A 21,361-nucleotide genomic window follows, 5' to 3' on the forward strand; every position below is an offset into this window, starting at 1 on the left:
CACCGAAGCCGAACGCGCCGCCGCCCGCCACCTCGCCGCCCGGCTGCGCCGCGCCCGCACCCACCAACCCGACACCCGGCAGCCTCATCCCACCCGGCAGGCTTCGCACCCGCCACGCCATCACCGCCCAGGCGCAGCGCGCCGCCGGCACCATCCCCACCGCCACACCCTGGCAGCAGCGGGCCACGCTGCCGCCGCCGAAACCGACCCTGCACCTGGCCGTCATCGTCGACGTGTCGTACTCGATGCACCCCTACGCCGGACCCATGTCATCGGCCGGGTGGATCCTCGCCCACGCCGCCCGCAGCAACGACGCCGTCACCGCCACCATCGCCTTCGGCAGCGACGTCACCCTGCTCATCGGCCCACGGCAACGCCCCACCCACGTGCAGGACATGAACACCTTCGGCGGCAGCAGCACCTTCATCGACGCCGTCAAACTCGCCGACGAGCTGCTGCACCTGCGTAAACCCGGCAGGCTGCGGATGCTCGCGGTCGTCTCCGACGGCGACCTCGACGACATCCCGGCGGCGCAGCGGCTCGTCAGCACCCTGCACCGCGCCGGCTGCGCCGTGCTGTGGCTACGCCCCGCCGACCTGGACGGGCACACCTTCACCGACACCACCACCGTCGAGGTCGCCGACCCGGTGCAGGCCACCGGACACATCGCCGACGCCGCCGTCGCCGCCCTCGAGCAGGCCTAACACCAGCCAGCTGACCGGCCCTGGACAGACGGCCTGCAGCGAAGCCAGACGCCGCGGATGAACCCGCCTGCCTCCTCGACCGACACCGATCGGTCCTTCCCCTCGCACCGCCTGCAGCCGCTTGCCCGGCTAGCCGCGCGACCGCGCACCCCGGGCACGGCGGCACCGCCGTGCCCGGGCTCCCTCACACATTTGGAGACGTCGTGAGCGACAAGCACCGCCTACCGGTCACCTCACCGGCAGATCTGATCGTCGCCGTGCCCTACCTGCTCGGCTTCCACCCCACCGACAGCCTGGTCCTCGTCGGTCTCGCCGGCACCCGCGTCGCCGTCGCCAGCCGCACCGACCTACCCGACCCCGCCGATGCGGTCGACTGGGCCGACGAGCTGATGCCCCAACAGCTGCGCATGCTCCACCACGCCAGCGTGACGACCGCGATCGTCATCGGCTACGGCACCGCCAGCCGGGTCACCCCGGTCGTCGACACCGTCACAGCCCGGCTGTGTGACGCCGGCATCGACGTGTTCGACGCACTGCGGGTCACCGACCGCCGCTACTACTCCTACCTCTGCCAGGACCCCACCTGCTGCCCCATCGACGGGATGCCCTTCGACCCCGACCGCAGCGACCTCACCCTGCACGCCATCGTCGCCGGTTGCAGCACCCTGCCCGACCGGCGGGCGCTCGTCGAAAGCATCGCCCCCATCGACGGTCCCGCCCGCCATGCCGTCACCCGGGCCACCTACAAGGCCCGAGCACGCCGCCGCGCCCTCTCTACCGACGGTGGCCGGGACGCGCTGATCCGCGCGGGCGAGGACATCGTGGGGGCAACGTTCGCCCGCTACGCCGACGACCAGGTGCTCACCGACGACGAGCTGGCTTGGCTCACGGTGCTCCTGCCGATCACCGCGGTCCGCGACACGGCGTGGCGGGCCACCGACTCGCAGCCGTGGCATGTCGCGCTGTGGAGCGACATCACCCGCCGCGCCCAACCCGACCTCGCCGCCCCGCCCGCCAGCCTGCTCGCCTTCGCCGCCTGGCGCAGCGGCGCCGGAGCGTTGGCCTCCGTCGCCGTCGACCGGGCTCTGCAAGCGAATCCCACCTACTCCCTCGCCCAGCTCATCGACCGGGCGCTACGCGAAGGGCTCCCCCCGTCCGTGCTCGACGGCTGGCCCGACCAGGACTTCCCCACCGCGCCCTGACCCCGAGCGCCATCACCGGTCACGCCACCATCCCGGAAGGAAACCTGTGTCTGACTACCTCGATGTCCTGCGACACCTCATCCGCAGGGAGGGTTATGCCCTCGACGCGGACAAGCTGGACCAGACCTGTGCGCAGCATCCCGACGCCGTGTGCGCGCTGTTCTCGGCAGGCTGCAGCATCGCCGCCGCCGACGCGCAGATCGCCACGCTGACCAACGCGGCGGACCTGCTCTGCGACGTTCACTCCGACGGCGACATCAACACAGTCCTGTCCATGCGAGAGCACCTCGACCGCGTCGCTGACGCCCTCACCCGCGCCCTCGCCCAGCGAGACAAGGCCACCGACCGCCTGCGGCAGGAGTGCGACGCCCTCACCGACCTGGGCACCGGTCTGATCACCCGTCCCGGCGACAGCACCCTGCCGCTGATCAACCCGACAGCGCATACCCGGCCACGCCCTGACCACAGCTGCACAGAGCCCACCGACACGCACCGGCGAGCCGGCCCTCTACCGGCACCGCCGGCAACTCCTGCGCCCCGCGCCTCATCCCGGCTGCCGGGCGCCTCCACATCCGTTCACTGAAACCAGAAGAGGAGCACACCGCAGATGACCAGCGCGGACATCCCACCCCGCGAGCCGGCACTCGAAACAATCCTGCGCACCAGCTGGGAGACCTTCCACCCCGGCCAGCAGGCACCACTGGGCTGGCTCACCCACACCACCGCCCAGGTCCTGTCCCACCTGCGCCAGACCCACACCCCACCCGACACCGCCCGGCACCCGGACGCGATCGACCGGTTCCACCGGCAACTGCGGGAAGCGCTCGCCGACGCCGTCTGCACCGAGCAGGTCAGCATCGACGCCGCGAACAGCCTCCTGGAGGTCCTCGACCTGCCGCTGCTGCCCCGCCGCTGGCAGGTCCGCCTCACCCTGCCCCTGCTCATCGACATCACCGCCACCACCCGCGAGGACGCCTTCACCAACGCGGAGAACACCATCGAAGCCGCGCTCGCCGATCTACCCGCCCACATCGAGTGGGACGGGCAGGAAGGCTACGAAGCCCTCGGCGGTGACCTCGACGCCGACGAGCCACTCCGCCACGACGGCGATGGCACCGCCCACGGCTGACACCCGGCCCCCTCCCGCGCACGCGTCGGCACTCGTCTGGGCCTTGCACAAGCTGCGGCGCCATCAGAGTCCCGGCCGTGCGCGCTCTCCTCCTTCCGTTCGCGCGGCGTCCCGGTCCTGACCGGGACGCCGCCGCTGCTTTCTCCCTGGAGCTTTGTGATGTCGTATCGCATGTGGTGGCGCACGGAGGACGTGCTGCCCCTCGCCGAAACCACCATGGCCGCAGCCGGCAACCGTGGTTCCCGGAGGCGACGCCGCCCCGCCCTCCTCTTGACCAGCGGCCCCGATGGCCTCTCGCTGACGGGTTCACCCGGTCCCGCCGGCCAGCACCCCACTGCTTCCAGTGCGCGGGCGGAGACCTGGGTGCGGCCCGCCATGGCGCCGCCCGCGCCGGAATTCCGGGTGGTGCTCCCGCTGCGCCGCTGCCGGATCGGCCAGCCTGTGGCGCCTGCTCCGCAAGGCAAGCCTTCCCCGGTTGCACTGGATCAGCATCACCGTCGACCCCTCCCGCGGCGGCCGGGTTCGCTACGAGGCGGCTGCCGGCCGAGGGGACCTTCTGCCGCCGGGGGCCACGTGGACGCCGATGGCCGTCACCTGCCACGTCGTCGCCGGCGGGGCGTTCCGCGCGCTAGTCGCCGTCGGGCACACCAGCGTCGACGACGGCGCGGTGCTTGCCCGGTTCCCCCGCTACGCGGTGCAACTCATGGCCACCCACCTCGACGGGCTGCGGCTCGGTGACATGCCCGGCGAGCACCCGCTGCTGCGCTTCGACGGCGACACCGTTGTCGTCGAGTGGGAACACGACGAGCTCGGCTTCACCCGCCGCATCGAGTGCGACCGCATCAGCCCCGACGCCAACGGCTGCTACGCCATCGGCGCCTACCAGTGGCCATGGACACCGCTGCCCACTTCCGACGACGGCACCCACCAGGAGGAGTCCGCCACCGGCCAAGACCAACCGCTGCCGCCGTCGCCTTGGCCCGCTACGCCGACCTGATCCTGGCCGAGATCAACCACACACTGTCGAGGTGCAGAACGAGGGCAGCGCTCGGCTACGCACACCCGCCAGACCGTTCGGCACCTACAGCACCTGTACCTTCCCCCGCCCACGACCACACCACCAGCACCGGCCGCGACCGCGAAGCCCTCGATGTCCCGGCACCGATGCAGTGCCGCCGCGGCGGCCAGCGCGCCCATTACGACGAACTGCTGCTGGACTGCCGGCACGACGACCCCGCCACTGGCGGCTGCCTCGTCAACCGCCGAGACACCCGACCCGCCGGGCGGGGCCAGGGCGTCGTCTACCCGATGTCGCGGCGACGACTTGATCTATCCGGAAAGTCGGGCGTCACTCGTCGCGGTCGCCACCCCGGCGGACCCGACAGCGGCCCCCGCACCGCTGGCCAGGGTGGCGGCCACCCGAGTCGCACCCGCACCGGAAGGGCAGCCTTTGATGTCGCAGCCGCACCGCCGCGCCGTACCGCCCGACGCCACCGACGTCCTGCTGTGGCTCCTCGCCACCGACGTCGCCGCCCAGCACCTTCCCGACCCCGACCGGCCCGGCCACTGCGCCAACCTGCGCTGCCACAAGGAGACGTACCCGTGTCCGCCGGCACAGGACGCCTACCGAGCGTGCCGCGCCGCGACCCGGCCAACGCTGCTTGCCCGTGGCCGGGCGCGGGTCATCGCCCCTGCCGCCGCCGCAGCGGCACGGTTCGCCGGCTGGTTCCGGCCTAACCCACCACAGCAACGGCCGACGTCGGCGCCGCGAGCCGCCTGACCTTGGCCGCATAGGCACCTGCAGAAGGAGACACCATGGATCCATTGCCCGACCCTGGCAAGCACGTCGGCACCACCAACGCGAACCTCAGCGTGGGCGACCCCGACCTCGGCAAGTCACGCCTGCTGTCGCGGCAGTGCGACACCTGCGTGTTCGCCCCTGGCAACAAGATGCACCTCACCCCGGGTCGGCTTCGCGATCTGGTCGCCGAAGCCCGAGCCAGGGAGTCATTTATCGTCTGCCACTCCACGCTCCCCCACTACAAGCACCCCGACGCCAAGCCGGCGATCTGCCGCGGCTTCGCCGACCGATATCACACCCAGGCGCTGCAGCTCATTGAACGGCTCTTCGGCTTCGTCGAGGTCGACCCGCCACAGCCTGCCGGCCCGCAGCGAGGGCCGAACGACACCACCGCGACGTGACATAGCCCCACGGCACCCTCCGGCCCGCCGCGCTTTGCGAAAGGGACGGCGCAGCGGATCGCACACCGACAGAAGGAGCAGGCCCATCATAGGCAGCGAAGAGTTCATACGCCGCCAGGACGAGATCATCGACGAGGTCGGCTGGGCGGTCACCCTCGTCGTGCCGGCCGCCGACGACCCCGACGACGGCGAGCCGTTCGCATTGCCGACACGTGACGCATCCGCTTCTGCCGAATTGAGCGCGTCACCGCGCCGTCGGCGGGCAGACGATTCGCTACCGCGCGAGCAGGGAGCGCAGCACCTTGATGATCTCGTCGGGTGCTTCCTCGGCCATGAAGTGCCCGGCCGATGTGGTGCGGTGCTCCAGATCAGCGGCCCAGGTGCGCCATAGCGCGGCGGCGTCGAAGCCGAGTGCGGATCCCCAATCCTGCTGGACGACGGTGACCGGCATGGACAGCTGGTTCCCGGCGGCTCGGTCGGTCTGGTCGTGTTCGATGTCGATGCCGGCCGAGGCGCGGTAGTCGGCGACGATGGAGGGGACCGCCTCGCGCGAGGCTTTCAGGTATTCCGCCCGCAGGTCCGCTGGAATGGCCTGCGGGTTCTGGGCCCATGCGTCGAGGAAGTAACCGAAGAAGGCGTCCGCGCTGGCGCTGATCATTTGCTCGGGCAGGCCGGGTGGCTGGGCCATCAGGTACAGGTGGAAGGCAACAGCGGCGGTGGACCCGTGCAGGATGTCCCACATGTCCAGCGTCGGCAGGACGTCGAGGGTGGCGAGGTGGGTGATCGTAGCGGGATGGTCGAGGCCGGCGCGGATGGCGACGAGGGCACCGCGGTCGTGTCCGGCCAGGGCGAAGCGCTCGTGGCCGAGCTTGCTGGCGAGGGTGACGATGTCGGCTGCCATGGTCCGCTTGGAGTACGTGTCGGCGTCGCGCGCGTCGGGCTTGTCGCTGGCGCCGTAGCCTCGCAGGTCGGGACAGATCACGGTGTGGTCGGCGGCCAGGTCGACGGCGACGTGCCGCCACATGACGTGGGTCTGCGGAAAGCCGTGCAACAGCACGATCGGGCTGCCCGTACCTCCCACCGCCGCGTTCAGTGTCACGTCATCGTCGACCGTGACGCGCTGGTAGTCGAACCCGGGAATGGCAAAAGTCATGATCGTCCTTTTCTCGTCGGGTGGACGATTCCAGCGTGCCGGTCGCGGATGAGCAACCGATGAGCGCGCTACGTTGAGCCGAGGCGCGGAAGGGCGGTTCGATCAGTGCAGGTCAGGTTCGGTGTTCTCGGGCCGGTTGTGGCCTGGGACGGCGTCGGCGCGCCGATAGACCTGAAAGGGCCGAAACACCGCGCGGTGCTGGCGCGACTCGTCGTCGCGCGCGGCCGGGTCGTACCGGTCAGCCGCCTCGTCGACGACCTGTGGCAGGAGCCCCCACCAGGCGCGGTGGGCGCCGTCCGCACGTTCGTTGCGGCGTTGCGGCGCGCGCTGGAGCCGCAGCGTCCACCGCGTGAGCCGGCTCGGTTGCTGGTCACCGAGGGCCCGGGCTACGCGCTTCGGTCGGCGCCGGACGCGGTCGACGCCTGGCGGTTCGAGGACGAGGTCGCCGTCGCGTCCACGGCGCCCCCGCACGAGACACTCGAGCGGATCGATCGTGCCCTGAGCTGGTGGCGGGGGCCCGCGTTCGCCGGCTTCGACGACGAGCCGTGGTCGCGCGTCGAGCGCTCCCGCCTCGAACAGCTACGGCTGAACGCGATCGAGCAGCGGGCCGAGGCGCGACTGGATGTCGGGCGCGCCTCCGACGTCGTACCCGATCTCGACGCCCACGTGGCCGAGCATCCGTGGCGGGAGGAGGCGTGGCGGCTGCTGGCGCTCGCCCTGTACCGCACGGGACGCCAGGGTGATGCGCTTGCGGTACTGCGCCGAGCCCGCAACCTCCTCCTGGAACAGCTCGGCGTCGATCCGAGCCCGCGACTGCGTCGCCTGGAGACCGACATCCTCCGCCAGGCCGATCGAGTCAGCGACGGTCCCGGTTCACCGGGACCGCAACGGGTCTGGGCGGAGACCGCGGCGGCATACGACCGTACCGTGGCGTCCGGTTCCGGGGCTCGACTGGAGTCGACGGTCGGCCTGCTGCGAAGTCTCGCCGTGACGGGGGCGAGCGGGCTCGAGGCGGCGCGGGAGCAGCGGATCGCGGCCATCGCCGCGGCCGAGCAGTTGGGCGATCCTGAGCTCACCGCCCGGGTGATCGGCGGCTACGACGTACCCGCGATCTGGACGCGCTCGGATGATCCGGCGCGGGCGGCGCAGATCGTCGCGGCGGCCGAGCGGGCCCTGGCCGCCTTTCGCCCCGGCTCGTCCGAGGCCACCCGAGCCCGACTGCTGGCCACGATCGCGGTGGAGTCACGCGGTACGCGCGCGGCGCGCGGGCCCGAGGCGGCCCGGGAAGCGGAGCGGACCGCGCGCCGCCTGGGCGACCCGGCTCTGCTGGCCTTCGCCCTGAACGGCGTGTTCATGCAGACCTTTCACCGCGCGGGCCTGGCTCCCGAGCGCGACGAGATCGGTGCCGAGCTGGTCATGCTCTCCGCCCGGCACGGCCTGGTGACGTTCGAGATCCTCGGTCATCTCGTCCGACTACAGGCCCGCGGCGCGCTCGCGGACTTCGCCACCGGCGACCAGCACGCCGCCGCAGCAGACCGGCTCGCCGAGCGGCACGACCGCCCGCTGGTCGGCGTGTTCACCCAGTGGTACCGCGCACTGCGACTGGCCGCGACCGGGCCCTCGCCACAGGCCGCGGAAGCCGCCTACCGCGACGCGGCAGCACAGCTCGCCAACGCCGGCATGCCCGGCGTCGAGCGGGGCCTCCTACCGCTGGCCCTGCTGTGCCTGCACGTGTGGCACGGCGACCCGATCCGCTTCGACGATGACACCGACTGGGGCCCCTACACGCCCTGGGTGCGCCCGTTCGTCCTACTGACCCGGGACCGCCTGGCCGATGCCGCCACGGCGCTGCGTCAGACCCCGGATCCGCCGCGCGACCTGCTGTTCGAGGCCCTGTGGTGCCTCACCGCCCAGGCTGCAATCGCCCTGGACGACCATACGGCGATGAAACGCGCCCGGACCGAACTCACGCCAGCCGCCAACGAGCTGGCCGGGGCCGGCAGCGGCATGCTCACCGTCGGCCCCGTCTCACGTTATCTCGACGACCTCGACGCGGCCCTCAGCCGCACTCGATGAGCCGGAGGGCTGAGCCATGAGATCCAGGTCGTCCCCCGATCGCCAGGCCACTACGAGCACGGCCCTCCCGCATCGCCTTCGGTCTGCCGCCGACGACCGACAAACATGCCTTGATCACATGTCCGGATCTGCCGCGTTCAGGGCGTTGACCCGCCCCGTCACGCACGAAGGGACGGCCAGCTGCGATGCCCCCGGCACTAGCGCAGGCCTGCTACCGTCGCCGGTCATGAGCGACCCGTCCTTGGACCGCCAGCTGCGCCCCGACGTACGGCCGCAGCCAGCCGCGCCCGCGACTGACCAGACGGCCGCCGACATGCATAACGCCGTAATGGGCGGGCGTAGGACCTGGCGGGCCAAGGTAGGGAAAGTCGGCGGCGGCACCGCAGTCGTCGGCGGTGCGACCCTCAAGGTGCTCGGCAAGATTGCGCTGATCGGCAAGTTCGGGCTGTTCACGCTGCTGAAGCTCAAGACGTTCCTTAGCATGCTGATCTCGATCGCCGCCTACGCGATCTTCTGGGGCTGGAAGTTCGCCGTCGGGTTCGTCCTGCTGATGTTCGTGCACGAACTCGGGCACGTCTTTGCGCTCCGGCTACAGGGGATCAAGGCAAGCGCGCCGATGTTCATCCCCTTCATCGGCGCGTTTGTCAACATCGAGGGCGAACAGCGGTCCGTCTCGCAGGAGGCTGTCTCCGCGCTGGCCGGACCGATCGCGGGCCTGCTCGGTGCGGGTGCCGTGCTCGGCGTCGCCGAGTCGATGAACTCGGACTTCCTGCGGGCGCTGGCCTACACCGCCTTCTTCCTCAACCTCTTCAACCTCTTCCCCGTGCTGCCGCTGGACGGCGGACGGGTCGCGGGTGCGCTGCATCCGGTGGTCTGGCTAGGCGGTATGGCTGCCGCGGTTGGGCTGATCATCTGGCACCCGTCGCCCGTTTTCTTCTTCATCCTGATCCTCGGGGGCTTGGAGACGTGGCACCGTTGGCGCGAGCGCAAATCGGGACGGGCCAACGAGTACCTCAGCATCGAGACGTCGGTCCGCTGGCAGATCGCCGCGGCCTACGTCTTCACCATCGCCGTGTGCCTGATCGGCATGGACGCCGCCTACATCCCGCGGCCGTTCTAGCCGCACCGGCCAACATCAGCAGCCCTTGCCCTGGTCAGCGTCGTCTTCACCTTGCTGACCGGCCGCATGTCGGCGATGAAGCAGGCGACATCGCCGTCGTGGTCGCGGCCGATCCAGACCGGGTACGACCTCGCCCTCAACCGCCGGACCGGACCACCATCGCCCCGTCTTTGACGACGATGACGCGCGGCGTGATTAGGTCGCCCCCGTCCTCCCACACCTGTGCCAGCCATGGCTCGCCACCCGGCAGTGAACGGATGGCTGACCCGCGTCGGGCGGCCCTCGACGCGCGGATCTGCCGCTGACCGAGCGTTGACTGGTCGGGCACCTGCACTGTCGTGCCGAATTGAGCGCACGCATCCTGGTCGATTTCGGCGTTCGGATTTGAGCGTCAGCCGATGAAGCCGAGCAGCTGGGCTCGTCCCGAGTACCCGATAAAACGAAACGGCGGCCCGGGAACAGTCCCGGGCCGTCGCTTGTGGTTCATGCCTGGAAGTAGTGCCCCTCGTCGAGGTCGGCGATTAGGCCGGGGTGGGCCGGGGTCCAGCCGAGCAGTTCGCGGGTGATCACGGCCGACGCCGGGTTGTCCATCTGCGCGAACGACCCGAGGAAGCCGAAGTAGTCGCCCGCCTCCTCGGGGCTGATGCTCCGGACCGGGATGCCCAGGTTGCGGCCGACGGCGGCGGCGATCTCGGCGAACGGGATGTCCTCGTCGGCGACCGCGTGCACGCGCGAGCCGGCCGGCGCCTTCTCGAGGGCGAGCCGGTAGAGGTCGGCCGCGTCGAGCGTGTGCACGGCCGGCCACCGGTTGGCGCCCTCGCCGACGTATGCGGCGTACCCGTTCTGCCGGGCGGTGGCAATGATGGCTGTGATGAAGCCGTGGTGGTCGAGCGAGCTGTGCACCGTGGGCGCGAGCCGGACGATCGAGGAGCGCACGCCGCGCGAGGCGAGGTCGGCCACGAAGTTTTCCGCGTCGATCCGGTAGCCGCCCGGGAACACGTCCCGTTCGGTGCCAGGGCGGCCGACGATGCCGCCCATCACGAGCATGGCCGTCCCGCTCGTGCCGACCAGCGGCTTGCCGGAGCCGTCCAGACCGTCGGCCAGTGCCTTGAGGGCGACTAGGTCGGCCTCAGCAGCGCCGGACATGTCGCCGGTCAGCATGAGGTCGTGGCGGAACGCGAGGTGGATCACGCCGTCGGAGGAGGCCGCCTCCTCGCGCAGCACGTCGAGGTCGGACAAGTCGCCGCGGCGCACCTGGGCGCCGAGCTTCTCGATCGCGGCGGCCGACGCGTCGGAGCGGGCCAGGCCGACGACCTGGTGCCCGGCGGAGAGCAGTTCCGGCAGGACCGCGGAGCCGAGGTGGCCGGAGGCGCCGGTGACGAATACCCGCATCGTGGTTCCTTCCCAAGGACTGATGTCATCTTGTGACATCACCGTACACCGTGATGTCACCACACGACATGCTTTCGCCGAGGAAGATGTCGCCGTGTGACATCGGATACCATTGCCGGCATGACCCGCTGGCAACCGGACGCGCGCGGCCGCTTGGAGGCGGCCGCCTTGGAGCTGTTCCGCGAGCGCGGCTTCGAGCAGACCACGGTCACCGACATTGCGGCCCGCGCCGGCCTCGACAAACGCACGTTCTACCGGCTCTTCGGCGACAAGCGCGAGGCGCTCTTCAGCGGCGGCAAGCTGCTGGAGGAGGTCCTAGTCAAGGCGGTCGCCGAGACGGACGCCGCCCCTTTCGAGACGGTTATCGCCGCCTTCCACCGGGTGGCGGACGAGGTCTTCGCCGACCGCCTCGACCTGGTTCGGGTGCGCCAGTCCATCATCGAGGGCAGCCCCGAGCTACAGGAGCGCGAGCTGCGTAAGACGGGCTCGCTGGCGGCGGCGGTCGCCGCCGCCCTGCGTGCCAAGGGCGTCGGCGAGACCACGGCCACCCTGGCCACCGAGTCGGGCGTCACGGTCTTCCGGGTGGCGTTTGCCCGCTGGGTCGCGCCCGGCTGCGACGCCTCCCTCACCGACCTGATCGCCGAGATGGCCGCCGAGCTGCGCGCGGTCACGTCGGCCCCAGCCGTGCCGGCGCCGAACGCGGCGACGCCCACCTGACGGTCGTGAGGAAACGTCGGCAACACTGCTGAACGGGTGCACTCTTATGCCGCGACCCGCGCGCGCCCGCCGACCGAGGCAATCACGTTTGGTAGCTGGCCTCTGAGTCGTGCGGGCATCCTGAACTGCCGAGTTGAATGTGCGTCCGCAATTCGCGAACCGCCCCGGTGCAGGTGTGCTGTTTCACCTGCCGATTTGGTGAGTGAGCTCAGTGCTCGGCGGACTCGGGCTTCGGCTTGGCGCCGTAGCGCAGTCCATCAATGAGCAGGGCGGCCATGCGATCGTCACCTGTGTGGTCCACGCCGGTCGGCGAGTACAGGCGGGAGACCGCGTGCAGTAGTTCCAGGGGATCGACGTCATCGCGGACCTCCCCGGCGGCGGCTGCGGCGGCGAGCAGCGATCCGAGGGCGGGCTCGAAGCGCTGCTGGAAGTAGGCCGGCAGCGGTTCGAAGGCGGGGTTGCCGGAGTGCAGGGCCGCGGCGAGCCCGCGTTTGGTCCCGACGAATTCGGTGAACCGGCGCAGCCAGCGGACGAGGGCCTCAAGGGGCTCGTAGGTGGCGGCCAGGGTGGCCGCGGTGTCGGCGCAGGCGTCGACTTCATGCCGGAAGACCGCGGTGATCAGGTCTGAGCGCTCCGGGAAGTGGCGGTAGAAGGTGGCGAGGCCCACCCCGGCCTTGGTGGTGATCTCGCGTACCGGGGCGTCCACGCCCGAGGTGGCGAAGACCTCCCGGGCTGCGTCGATCAGCGCGTCGATGTTGCGTTGCGCGTCGGCGCGGACGCGTCGTGCCCGTTCAGGTGTGGCCGCGCTCACTCCAGCCCTCCTGTTGCATAAGTGAGAAGGTGTTCCGTATATTGGTTAAGTGGTAAGCCGTTCCGCTTATCCGATCATACGCCGCCAGAGGAGAGCCATGCACTACCGCACGCTGGGCCGCACGGGCATCCAGGTCAGCCCTTACTGCCTGGGCGCCATGATGTTCGGGGCCATCGGCAACCCGGATCACGACGATTCGATCCGCATCATCCACAAGGCCCTGGACGCCGGCATCAACTTCATCGACACGGCCGACCTGTACTCCCGCGGCGAGTCTGAGGAGATCGTCGGTAAGGCGCTCAAGGGCCGCCGCGAGAACGTCGTAGTCGCCACGAAGGTGAACGGCGCCATGGGTGACGATCCCAACCAGCGCGGCATCTCTCGGAGGTGGATCATCACCGAGGTCGAGAACTCGCTGCGCCGACTGCAGACCGACTACATCGACCTGTACCAGATTCACCGACCGGACCCGACCGTCGACATCGAGGAGACGCTCTCGGCCCTCACGGACCTGATCCGCAGCGGCAAGGTCCGGGCGATCGGCTCGTCGACCATGCCCGCATCGGACATGGTCGAGGCGCAATGGGTATCCGAGCGGCGCGGCCTGGAGCGGTTCCGGACCGAGCAGCCGACCTACTCGATTCTCAACCGCGGCATCGAACGGGAGGTCCTGCCCGTCGCCCAGCGCTACGGTATGGGAACGCTCGTATGGAGCCCACTCGCTCAGGGCATGCTCACCGGGCGTATCCGCAAGGGCGCGCAGACCGACCTGCGCCGCGTCGCCTTGTTCAAGCACCTCAGTGACGAGCGCCGTCTCGATGCCGTCGAACAGATCATCCCGCTCGCCGAAGAGGCCGGCCTGCCGATGACCCACCTGGCCATGGCCTTCGCGATCGCCCACCCCGGCGTGACCTCGGCGATCATCGGGCCGCGCACGATGGAACAACTGGACGACCTGCTCGCTGGCATCGACGTCAGCCTCTCCGACGAAATCCTCGACCGCATCGACGAGATCGTCCCGTCCGGCACCGACGTCGGCGCATTGGACATGGCCTACCAGCCGCCCGCGATCCAGCGCGCAAGCCTGCGCCGCCGGCCCGTCGACGAACGCGCCGCCGCCTGAGAACGGCAAAAGACCCGTGACCGCTGCTGCCTCGACGCGCCGCTGGTGGGCCGAGGTGGCAGCGGCGAGGGGACAGTTTCGCCGGCGCATCCACCACGTTGGCCACGCCCGGCGCAGTGCGCTGTCATGCCGATGAGTGGACGTTCTGGCGGGGTGACAACTATTGAACCCACCGGTCGCGGACCGTGGTTCACTCTCAGTCGTGAACACCCCCGATCTCGCCGCTCTGGTGCCCGGTCAGATGGCTCGGCATCCAAGCTTCGAGTGGACCATCCTGTCGGGCTGGGTCCCGGAGGAGGACCTGGTGGTCGAGTTGCACCCTCGCGTCTGGCCGGAGCGGGTGGCCACAGTCCAAGTCAACTCCGGGGCGGAAGTCTTCAGCTTCACCTTCGCTGGGCACTTGAGCCACGGGTTCGCCTACGAGGATCAGGACCGGTCCGAGACCCTTCAGGAGCGAATCGACCTTGCCGCTGAGGCCGCCAGCGGGCCCACGCGAGTCATCCGTGACTGCCGTGGCGGCATCACTGTCAGAAGCACATTGGTGGTAGATCCCGATGGGCCGCACCCACGCCCGGACGTCGTCAGCTACCCCTTACGACGCCTTAAGTCGCTTTTCAGAGCGCGCCGCGGTACACGAGAGGTTGACGACTTCCCCGCTGCACGCTGCAGCTAGCAATCACGACTGCTTTGCGCCAGTGCTCGCTCATGCCGCTGTTCGGGAGTTGGTCGGGCCGGACGCGTGCACGGTCATGCCGAGATCCGTGCGTTCCGAGGTTGGGGTGGAACCGGACATCTGGCCTAGACGATCTTCGAATTTGACTTGCGTAGGGTCACGGCCGTGATAGCGGTGATGACGGCGGTGATGACCGTAAGTGAATAGAACGCGTTGGCGATGTTCGTGTGATCTGCAAGTGTGGCGACCAGTACGGTGATCACAGCACTCAGGCCGAGGCCGGCCGCGTTGGTGGCGCCGAAGACCTGGCCGGCCCTACGCTCGGGCATGCTGGCCAGCAGCAGGCTACGGGGTGCTACTCGGGCCAGCCCGACCAGAGCGCCGGCGATGGGGATGCCCGCCAGAAGAACGGACAGATGCAGCGGCTCCACGGCCACGATGACCGCACAGCCGACGATGCCGATGACGGCGATGCGAAGATGGCCGAACCTGGCGGGAAGCCGGGGGTAGAGGGCGGCGGCGGTCACGAACCCGACCCCGGCCAGTGCGTCCACCAGCCCGTAGATACCCGCGCCCTGGTGGAAGCCTTGGTACACCAAGACGATCAAGACGGTGTTGCCGACCATGGTCAACACCGTGCAGGTGGCGTAGAGAAGGCCGAGGCGCAGCAGCGGTGCGGCGGTGCGACCGGTCGGCGTGCCGTTGCCGATGGCCGCCGGCTGGGCACGCTCGGCGCGGGCAGGGCCCCGGCCGATCAGATACATGGCCAGGGCCGAGACGAGGAAGGTGGCGCCGTTGAAGAGGAACAGCGGCGTGGGCCCGAACAGGTGGATGGCGAATCCGCCCACCGCTGCGGAGAGCAAATTTCCGGCCTGCAAGGCGATCTCGTAGTGCGCGCTGAACCGTACGAGGCGATCCGGGGCGACCCGCTCCTTCATCAGGGCGTTGCTTGCCGGCATGAACATCGCGGCCAGCGCGGCGAGCGCGAAACTGACCAGGTAGGCCACAGGTGTGGTTGCCCCGCCCAGCAGCAGCCAGACCGGCAGCACTAATGCCGCCAGGGCGCTGGCCACATCCGCGATCAGGCAGAGCGTCCGCCGGTCGTAACGGTCGGCGATCCGCCCGAACACCAGCGACAGCAACGCCGGTGGCACGGACGCCGCGATGAACAGCCACCCCACCGACAGCGCGCTGCCCGCGGTCGTGAAGACCAGGATCGCGGAGGCGACGAGCTGGATGCCGTTGCCCAGGCTCGTGACAAAGGTAGCCGGCAGGAGCAGTCGCTCGGCTCGACCCCCCGTCGGTGGCGCAGCCAACGGTTCGACCAGCGGCACGCGAGAATCGATCGATGCGGTCCGGGCCCCAAGCATCTGCGTGGGCGGGGTGGTGGCGGCGGTCATGTGCACAGCCTCCGGGAACTTCCCTGACAGGCTGCGTCAGTGAAGTTGGGTGGCCTCGACCACACCAGGCGAGTTCGCCGCGACCACGCCTACCAGCCCCATCCCCACCAGGCTGACCAATCCCGCTGCCGCCATCCCGATAGCGAGCCCACGTCGCCGAGGGCGTCCCCACGTGACGCGGTGAAGCGTTCGACCATGCCGCGTTCCGCGCGCACAAGGTCGCGGTGCGCGCGTTCGGTCGCGCACTCAACTGCCGATCCGCGCGCTACCCAGCGTCACGCCGAGCTGGCCCGGCTGCCGTCCGGATTTGCCGAGTTGAGTGCATCGGAAAGACTGTCCTTTGAAACAGCTCGTAAGCTGGGCGGACGTCTGTTACCGATCATGTTCGGTTGGGGGCGGATCGCCGGCAAGCCCGCGGCGACGCGCGCGATGCCGTGCCACCAAAGGCCTTCGGCGTAGAAGCGCATGGGTTCAAGCTCGGGGCGTTGTTCTGATTGTGGAGCGGGACCGCCTTAACGAAGGGCCGGCGGCCCGAGCGTGTCCACAGAGGAGGACGGGATGTCATCGTTGTTGAGTGCCTTCTGAGCGGCCCGTAGGCTGCTCTGTCGTGCCCATGGAACTGGACGGCCCGGACCGCGGACAGCGACGCTGGCGCGACCTGACGGTAGGCCGTCGTGCGGTGGTAGCCGTCGTGGGTGGGGCGGTGGGACTGGCCGTTCTTGGCACGGCGTTCGTCGTCCTACCAGGTGTGGTTGTTGGACACGATCTCGCCGGGGCGAGCGTCTCTGCGCAGGACCGGCTGGGCGCGGTGAGCGAAGTCCGGAAGACGATGCTCCAGGCGGTCGCCGGCCTTGTGGTGTTCTTTGGTGCCTACGCCACCTGGCGGCAGCTTCGGGTCAGCCAGGACAGCCTGCGCGCCACCCAGGAGGGCTACCTGACCGATCGCTTCAGCCGGGCGGTGGACCAGCTCGGCAGCGACAAGCTGGACGTGCGCATCGGCGGGCTCCACGCGCTGTGGCGAATCGCGGAACATTCTGCCCGCGACCGGGAGGCTGTCATCTCGATCCAGGCCGGCTTCCTGCGAACGCACCTGCCCTGGCCGCCTCTCGGGCCGGAAACGCCAGCGGCGGATGTCCCCATCAACGACATCGCACCGCTGGAGACGCGTGCCGCTGATGCCCAGGTTGCATTGACCGGGTTGGGCGTGCTGTGCCAGCACCGCCGGGAATGGCGCTGGGTCCATCTCAGCGCCACGGATCTTCGCCGGGCCGACTGCGACGGGCTCTGGCTGCTGGAAATCAACCTTGACCGGGTCTGCATGGAATCGGCTGGCCTCTACCACGCCAACCTCACCCAGTCGTCTCTGGTGTCGGCCAATCTGCGGCACGCCGACCTCAAGACGGCTATCCTCCGCCGCGCCCGCTGCGTCATGGCCGACCTGCGAGGGGCGCGGCTGGTGGAGGCTGATCTGCGCGACGCCGATCTCAGCGAGGCGGACCTGCGCGAGGCGAACCTGCGGAAGGTCGACGCCAACGGCGCAGTCTTCCGCCGCTCTGATCTCCGTCTGGCCGATCTGCGCGGCGCTGATCTCAGCACGGCTAATCTCGTCGAGGCGCGTCTGGACGGCGCTCTTGCCAGCGAACGCACCCGTTGGCCTGCCGGCTTCGACCACGTGGCCGCTGGCGTCACCGTCACCGAGGACCCCGGCCCCGAGCCTCCGCCGTTGCTACAACCCCCCGGGATCACGACGAAGGCCCCATCGCTGCGATCAATCCCGTGACCTGAGGTCCCGATCTGACGTCGGCTTGGACGGTAGTCCCAGGGCGTCCGTGCCGGCCTCTGTCGCTTGTGTGTGTGTCGTGCTTCGACGTCGAACCCGTGCTCATCGATGCTCATGCCCGGCTATCAGCGACAGCGCCTGGACCGCTTCGGCCGGCGAAGTGGCCATCGATCGCCTCGGCGTCCGCTTCTAGCCGCAGGTCGTCCGGTCGTGGCCGCCTCGGAGATCCAGCCGTCCTATTCTTCGTCGGCACGTCGAATGAGGCGGAGTCACAGGCGAACGTGCTCGGTGACAGACGCGACATCCCATCCGTCCGGCAGGTCCGGCGGTAGCCAAGCCGGGTCTGGTTGCCAGGACGCCCACGCCTCGTCCCACCACCGCTGCCTGGCGTCAAGCAGGGTGGCGATCCGGCGGCCCTCGGCGCGGATGGCCTCCGCCATGCCGGGGTAACGCCCCTCCACGAGGCGCTGCTCGAACTCCTCGACGTCCTTCCACGCGTAGCTGTCCGAGCCCGCGGCCCACCAAAGATCGAGCTCGTGGTCCAACGTGTCGATGCCCCAGGCCGTACGTCTAAACGGATCCTGGAGGTTGAAGTACCAACCGGCAAAGGACCGTTCCGGGCCGGACCAGAAGACGTCGATGGAGTGCGCCTCACCAGGTCGATGCAACATCAACTTCCCGTGCCCGCGCCAGAGCTCGTGGTGCCCCAGCCACGGGTGACGTCCCGCGGGAAAGACACCGGCCTTCGGGAAACCGAACCGAGTGCCGCGGGGGATGTAAAGCGCGAGGAGGTCGTCGGAGTCCTCGACACAGATCGTCGGGAATGCGAACCACACCTCACCGAGCAGGATCTCCCGCCGGACGACCACATCGCCGGGAACAAACCGGTGCGTCGTCGCCTCCGCGTCCCCGTCCATGATCGGTACCCTACCAACGAGACGGCGAGGACATCCCTACCCAAACGTCCCAGCCCTCGTCGGCGTGGAACTCGCGGACGGCACCATCGATGACCACGCCTGTGCATGCAGGCCCGAAAGCGACGTCACTGTTCTGGCGCACCGCAGCGCCAAAGATCCGGTCATGCCGCGATCCGCGCGGTCCTGCCGAGGAGTGGATGGCAGCCAGCGATCGCGAGTACCGACGATTTCACCGCATGTTATGGACTGCGCAGGCGATCTCCTGCCGCAACAGCGCCGCCTCCTCGTCGCGGTCGCACAGCAGCAGCACCTTGAACGGGACGCTCTTGCCGAGCGGGCTCGCCCAGTGATGAACGGCCCGAGACAGGATCCGGAACAGCGTGTGCTGATCCTCGGCACTGCTCGACAGCAACCGGGGCGCGTTCTCGACAACGATCAGATACCCGTCCGCGGGCAACCAGTTCAAATCCTCGAGACAGTCGGACAACGCGTCCCAGTTCCAGCCGAAGTAGCCGGGAAAGAGCAGCGCGTCTGAGAACTCGTAGAAGGCGTGGTCCGCATCCGTCATCCTCGTTCCGTCAAGCCGGGCAACGATGAACCTGCCCGTTGCCGGTAGCACCGCTGCCAGCTCGACCAGGGAACTGCGCGAGCAGATCGCGAGGTGATCAGTGGAGCCGTTCCACCAGTTGTTTATCATTCAGCCCCACCACGTTGACGTTGTTCCAGGAAGCTCAGCGGCCTCGCGCACGCCGTGTCTCCCATGGTCTTCAGTGTGCCCGGGAGCAGCACTGCACGACGGGCGGCCCTCGACCGTAGGACCGGATCTGCCGCCGATCGGGCGTCAGGGGCCGCACCTGCGAGACCGACAAGTCGGCCGACCGCTCGTGCCGATGGGCGGACGTTGTGCTTCGGTTCGTCAGGAGATGGGTTCGGCGCTTCCCCCGAACGTCGCGCGGTAGTCCCGCGGCCGGTGCCCGGCCAGGCGGGTGAAGACGGCGCTGAACGTCCCGGGGTCACGATAGCCGACATCGGCGGCGATGCTGGCGACTGTCCGCTCAGTGGTCTCGAGCAGGTGTTTCGCCCTGCGCACCCGTTGCGCCTGCAGGTATCCGAGCGGGGTCTGGCCGGTCTCGCCGCGAAACCGCCGCAGGAGGGTTCGTGTGCTGACGTGGAACGTCGCGGAGAGCAGCCCGAGGTCGTAGCGCTCGCGCACGTTCTGGTCCAGCCAGCGTTTGACGCCTTGCGAGAACTGGCTGCCGGTGGCCGGCAACAGCTCCGCGTCGACGTACGGAGCCTGGCTCGGCCGCGCGTCGTCGACGAGCGCGACACGCGCGGTGGCGCGGGCGACGCGGCTGCCGTTGTGCTCGCGGATGAGGCCGAGGGCGAAGTCGTACATCGCGCTGAACGCGCCTGTCGTGGTCACCCCGCTGTCGGTGACCACGAGTTTCTCCGGTCTGACGTCGGTGCCAGGGCAACGGTCTGCCAGCCGGTCGGCGAACAGCCACGAGGTCGTCGACTCTCGCCCGTCAAGCAGGCCGGCGTCGGCCAGCAGGAACGCGCCGACACAGATCGACACCAGCGCGACTCCCGATTGCGAGCTGGACCTGATGGTTTCGATCTCCGGCCCGAGCGACGTGAGCGTCGCGTCCAGGTCGAGTCCGGGGCACAGCTCGAACCCGGGTACGACGAGGACATCGACCTGCCGCACCGGCACGACTGTGATCGCCCAGCCGCCGGAGGCGACCACGCGCCGCCGCGGCGACAGGATCGACACGTCGTACAGCGGATCCCTGGTCGCGTTGGCCGCGGCGATGTGCGAGGCCATCGTGAGGAGGTCGGGAACCCCGAAGACCTCCGACGCGAAGCATCCTGGATACGCGAGCACACCGACACGAAGCGGGGCCACCATGGTGGCGAGATTACCCGGACATGTGGCGATCTCGCCCCTGGCCGGACCAGACACTCCCGCCCGACGATACGGCTATGGCGATCACTGAACCGCAAGCGGACGACGCTCTCGCGGACTTCTCGACGCGGCTTATCGACACCGAGGGCGTCAGCAAGACCGTCTACGTCGGCGGGTCCGGGCCGGCTGTCGTGCTGATGCCGGAGATGCCCGGCATCAGCCCGGACGTCGTCCGCCTGTCGCGCTGGATTCGAGACGCGGGATTCACGGTCTACCTTCCGTCGCTGTTCGGTATCGACGGCGCCTTCCCCAGCACCGCCGACGGAGAGAAGGTCGTCCGCCGTGCCTGCGTCAGCGCCGAGTTCCGCGCGTTTGCCGGTGGCGGCACAAGCCCGATTACGGCCTGGCTTCGCGGGTTGGCCAGGACGGCGCTGGCCGAGTGCGGCGGGACCGGCGTGGGAGCGATCGGGCTGTGCTTCAGCGGCAACTTCGCGCTCACCATGACACTCGAACCGGCCGTCATCGCGCCTGTGGTCAACCATCCTTCGCTGCCACTGGACGACCCCGCCGGACTGGAGATCAGCGACGAGGACGCCGTGATGGTGCGCGAGCGCATCGAGCGTGATGGGCTGACGGTGCTCGCCTACCGTTTCGACAACGACCGGTGGTGCACCGGCCAACGGTTCGCCGCCTACCAGGCGCTCCTGGGCGACGCGTTCGACGGACGCGTCATCCCGGGCGAGACGGCCAACCCCGAGCCACCCCCGTTCTTCCGTGATGTCGTCGGCTGCCCCCACAGCGTCGTCACAGCCCATCTCGTCGACCAGCAGGGGCACCCCACACTGCGCGCCAGAGACGAGATCCTGGCCTTCCTTGCCGAACGGCTCGGCCACGACGATCCGAGGGGGCATGAGACGCATTGACGTACTCTCATGGCACCCCTTTATGTCAAGACACCGCTCGGAGGGCGGGTTTAGGCTGGCTGGTGGCGGGTCCGGGAAGTGGCTTGTCCGAAGGGCCGATGTCCGGGGTCAGGTCGGTCACGCTGGATTGCAG

21 protein-coding genes are annotated in these 21,361 nt (G+C 69.4%); 13 read left to right on the forward strand and 8 right to left on the reverse strand.

The window, feature by feature from the left end; all coding sequences use genetic code 11:
• From DKL51_RS10590 to DKL51_RS10620, 7 genes are all read left to right on the forward strand, one after another.
• A partial coding sequence (locus DKL51_RS10590) for a VWA domain-containing protein (RefSeq protein WP_260428461.1) occupies window positions 1–704 on the forward strand: 704 nt, incomplete at its 5' end.
• A gap of 203 nt (window positions 705–907) precedes the next feature.
• Window positions 908–1,906 carry a DUF4192 domain-containing protein gene (locus DKL51_RS10595; protein ID WP_109964472.1) on the forward strand — a complete coding sequence of 333 codons (999 nt, stop codon included), beginning with the start codon at window positions 908–910 and terminating at the stop codon, window positions 1,904–1,906.
• 46 nt (window positions 1,907–1,952) lie between these two features.
• Window positions 1,953–2,489, forward strand: a complete 537-nt coding sequence (locus DKL51_RS10600) for a hypothetical protein (RefSeq protein ID WP_109964473.1) — start codon at window positions 1,953–1,955, stop codon at window positions 2,487–2,489.
• Window positions 2,490–2,513: 24 nt separating this feature from the next.
• Window positions 2,514–3,035 (forward strand): hypothetical protein, encoded by a 522-nt coding sequence (locus DKL51_RS10605; protein WP_109964474.1) that lies wholly within the window; start codon window positions 2,514–2,516, stop codon window positions 3,033–3,035.
• Between the two features lie 475 nt (window positions 3,036–3,510).
• Entirely contained in the window at window positions 3,511–4,032 is a 522-nt protein-coding gene (locus DKL51_RS10610) for a hypothetical protein (RefSeq protein WP_123809603.1), read from the forward strand.
• Between the two features lie 456 nt (window positions 4,033–4,488).
• The gene (locus DKL51_RS10615; protein WP_109964476.1) at window positions 4,489–4,815 is read left to right on the forward strand and encodes a hypothetical protein; all 327 of its coding nucleotides are present in this window, start codon (window positions 4,489–4,491) and stop codon (window positions 4,813–4,815) included.
• A 35-nt stretch (window positions 4,816–4,850) separates the two neighbouring features.
• Window positions 4,851–5,237, forward strand: coding sequence for a hypothetical protein (locus tag DKL51_RS10620; protein WP_109964477.1), 387 nt, complete (start codon window positions 4,851–4,853; stop codon window positions 5,235–5,237).
• A 274-nt stretch (window positions 5,238–5,511) separates the two neighbouring features.
• Here DKL51_RS10620 and DKL51_RS10625 read toward each other — a convergent pair whose 3' ends face one another.
• Window positions 5,512–6,390, reverse strand: coding sequence for an alpha/beta fold hydrolase (locus tag DKL51_RS10625; RefSeq protein WP_109964478.1), 879 nt, complete (start codon window positions 6,388–6,390; stop codon window positions 5,512–5,514).
• A 138-nt stretch (window positions 6,391–6,528) separates the two neighbouring features.
• On the opposite strand from DKL51_RS10625, the gene DKL51_RS10630 reads away from it, so the two are divergent.
• Both DKL51_RS10630 and DKL51_RS10635 read left to right on the forward strand, forming a co-directional pair.
• Complete coding sequence (locus DKL51_RS10630; RefSeq protein ID WP_260428462.1) at window positions 6,529–8,466, forward strand: AfsR/SARP family transcriptional regulator; 1,938 nt, start codon at window positions 6,529–6,531, stop codon at window positions 8,464–8,466.
• A gap of 226 nt (window positions 8,467–8,692) precedes the next feature.
• Window positions 8,693–9,586: a site-2 protease family protein gene (locus tag DKL51_RS10635; RefSeq protein WP_123809816.1), complete on the forward strand. Its 894-nt coding sequence runs from the start codon at window positions 8,693–8,695 to the stop codon at window positions 9,584–9,586.
• A gap of 483 nt (window positions 9,587–10,069) precedes the next feature.
• Here the strand turns inward: DKL51_RS10635 and DKL51_RS10640 are convergent, their stop codons facing one another.
• Window positions 10,070–10,978 (reverse strand): SDR family oxidoreductase, encoded by a 909-nt coding sequence (locus tag DKL51_RS10640; protein WP_109966440.1) that lies wholly within the window; start codon window positions 10,976–10,978, stop codon window positions 10,070–10,072.
• 120 nt (window positions 10,979–11,098) lie between these two features.
• Between DKL51_RS10640 and DKL51_RS10645 the strand changes: the two genes are divergently transcribed.
• Window positions 11,099–11,695: a TetR family transcriptional regulator gene (locus tag DKL51_RS10645; RefSeq protein WP_109966441.1), complete on the forward strand. Its 597-nt coding sequence runs from the start codon at window positions 11,099–11,101 to the stop codon at window positions 11,693–11,695.
• 208 nt (window positions 11,696–11,903) lie between these two features.
• Here DKL51_RS10645 and DKL51_RS10650 read toward each other — a convergent pair whose 3' ends face one another.
• Window positions 11,904–12,506 carry a TetR/AcrR family transcriptional regulator gene (locus tag DKL51_RS10650; protein ID WP_109966442.1) on the reverse strand — a complete coding sequence of 201 codons (603 nt, stop codon included), beginning with the start codon at window positions 12,504–12,506 and terminating at the stop codon, window positions 11,904–11,906.
• Between the two features lie 97 nt (window positions 12,507–12,603).
• On the opposite strand from DKL51_RS10650, the gene DKL51_RS10655 reads away from it, so the two are divergent.
• The gene (locus DKL51_RS10655; RefSeq protein ID WP_109966443.1) at window positions 12,604–13,629 is read left to right on the forward strand and encodes an aldo/keto reductase; all 1,026 of its coding nucleotides are present in this window, start codon (window positions 12,604–12,606) and stop codon (window positions 13,627–13,629) included.
• 798 nt (window positions 13,630–14,427) lie between these two features.
• Here the strand turns inward: DKL51_RS10655 and DKL51_RS10660 are convergent.
• Window positions 14,428–15,702: an MFS transporter gene (locus DKL51_RS10660; RefSeq protein ID WP_109966445.1), complete on the reverse strand. Its 1,275-nt coding sequence runs from the start codon at window positions 15,700–15,702 to the stop codon at window positions 14,428–14,430.
• A gap of 275 nt (window positions 15,703–15,977) precedes the next feature.
• Window positions 15,978–16,169, reverse strand: coding sequence for a hypothetical protein (locus DKL51_RS10665; protein WP_123809817.1), 192 nt, complete (start codon window positions 16,167–16,169; stop codon window positions 15,978–15,980).
• A 146-nt stretch (window positions 16,170–16,315) separates the two neighbouring features.
• On the opposite strand from DKL51_RS10665, the gene DKL51_RS36245 reads away from it, so the two are divergent.
• On the forward strand, window positions 16,316–17,482 hold the full coding sequence (locus DKL51_RS36245; RefSeq protein WP_109966450.1) for a pentapeptide repeat-containing protein: 1,167 nt from the start codon (window positions 16,316–16,318) through the stop codon (window positions 17,480–17,482).
• Window positions 17,483–17,751: 269 nt separating this feature from the next.
• Here the strand turns inward: DKL51_RS36245 and DKL51_RS10675 are convergent, their stop codons facing one another.
• The 3 genes from DKL51_RS10675 to DKL51_RS10685 form a co-directional block, all read right to left on the reverse strand.
• Entirely contained in the window at window positions 17,752–18,399 is a 648-nt protein-coding gene (locus DKL51_RS10675; RefSeq protein ID WP_109966446.1) for a ribonuclease FAU-1 family protein, read from the reverse strand.
• 229 nt (window positions 18,400–18,628) lie between these two features.
• Window positions 18,629–19,096, reverse strand: a complete 468-nt coding sequence (locus DKL51_RS10680; protein ID WP_109966447.1) for a barstar family protein — start codon at window positions 19,094–19,096, stop codon at window positions 18,629–18,631.
• Window positions 19,097–19,315: 219 nt separating this feature from the next.
• The gene (locus DKL51_RS10685; protein ID WP_109966448.1) at window positions 19,316–20,308 is read right to left on the reverse strand and encodes a GlxA family transcriptional regulator; all 993 of its coding nucleotides are present in this window, start codon (window positions 20,306–20,308) and stop codon (window positions 19,316–19,318) included.
• Between the two features lie 74 nt (window positions 20,309–20,382).
• Here DKL51_RS10685 and DKL51_RS10690 point away from each other — a divergent pair, with 74 nt between their 5' ends.
• Window positions 20,383–21,228 carry a dienelactone hydrolase family protein gene (locus DKL51_RS10690; RefSeq protein WP_109966449.1) on the forward strand — a complete coding sequence of 282 codons (846 nt, stop codon included), beginning with the start codon at window positions 20,383–20,385 and terminating at the stop codon, window positions 21,226–21,228.
• The last annotated feature ends 133 nt before the right edge of the window (window positions 21,229–21,361 follow it).

It is taken from the genome of Micromonospora globispora, from assembly GCF_003857015.1.
GTDB lineage: Bacteria > Actinomycetota > Actinomycetes > Mycobacteriales > Micromonosporaceae > Micromonospora > Micromonospora globispora.

Excerpts from the sequence above, each read along its gene's own strand:
- DKL51_RS36245 (WP_109966450.1), top strand. The coding sequence starts at position 16,316 with ATGGAACTGGACGGCCCGGACCGCGGACAGCGACGCTGGCGCGACCTG.
- DKL51_RS10655 (WP_109966443.1), top strand. The coding sequence starts at position 12,604 with ATGCACTACCGCACGCTGGGCCGCACGGGCATCCAGGTCAGCCCTTAC.
- DKL51_RS10625 (WP_109964478.1), bottom strand. The coding sequence starts at position 6,390 with ATGACTTTTGCCATTCCCGGGTTCGACTACCAGCGCGTCACGGTCGAC.
- DKL51_RS10605 (WP_109964474.1), top strand. The coding sequence starts at position 2,514 with ATGACCAGCGCGGACATCCCACCCCGCGAGCCGGCACTCGAAACAATC.
- DKL51_RS10675 (WP_109966446.1), bottom strand. The coding sequence starts at position 18,399 with ATGGACGGGGACGCGGAGGCGACGACGCACCGGTTTGTTCCCGGCGAT.
- DKL51_RS10685 (WP_109966448.1), bottom strand. The coding sequence starts at position 20,308 with ATGGTGGCCCCGCTTCGTGTCGGTGTGCTCGCGTATCCAGGATGCTTC.
- DKL51_RS10615 (WP_109964476.1), top strand. The coding sequence starts at position 4,489 with ATGTCGCAGCCGCACCGCCGCGCCGTACCGCCCGACGCCACCGACGTC.
- DKL51_RS10620 (WP_109964477.1), top strand. The coding sequence starts at position 4,851 with ATGGATCCATTGCCCGACCCTGGCAAGCACGTCGGCACCACCAACGCG.
- DKL51_RS10680 (WP_109966447.1), bottom strand. The coding sequence starts at position 19,096 with ATGATAAACAACTGGTGGAACGGCTCCACTGATCACCTCGCGATCTGC.
- DKL51_RS10665 (WP_123809817.1), bottom strand. The coding sequence starts at position 16,169 with ATGCGCTTCTACGCCGAAGGCCTTTGGTGGCACGGCATCGCGCGCGTC.
- DKL51_RS10660 (WP_109966445.1), bottom strand. The coding sequence starts at position 15,702 with ATGACCGCCGCCACCACCCCGCCCACGCAGATGCTTGGGGCCCGGACC.
- DKL51_RS10635 (WP_123809816.1), top strand. The coding sequence starts at position 8,693 with ATGAGCGACCCGTCCTTGGACCGCCAGCTGCGCCCCGACGTACGGCCG.
- DKL51_RS10690 (WP_109966449.1), top strand. The coding sequence starts at position 20,383 with ATGGCGATCACTGAACCGCAAGCGGACGACGCTCTCGCGGACTTCTCG.
- DKL51_RS10640 (WP_109966440.1), bottom strand. The coding sequence starts at position 10,978 with ATGCGGGTATTCGTCACCGGCGCCTCCGGCCACCTCGGCTCCGCGGTC.
- DKL51_RS10645 (WP_109966441.1), top strand. The coding sequence starts at position 11,099 with ATGACCCGCTGGCAACCGGACGCGCGCGGCCGCTTGGAGGCGGCCGCC.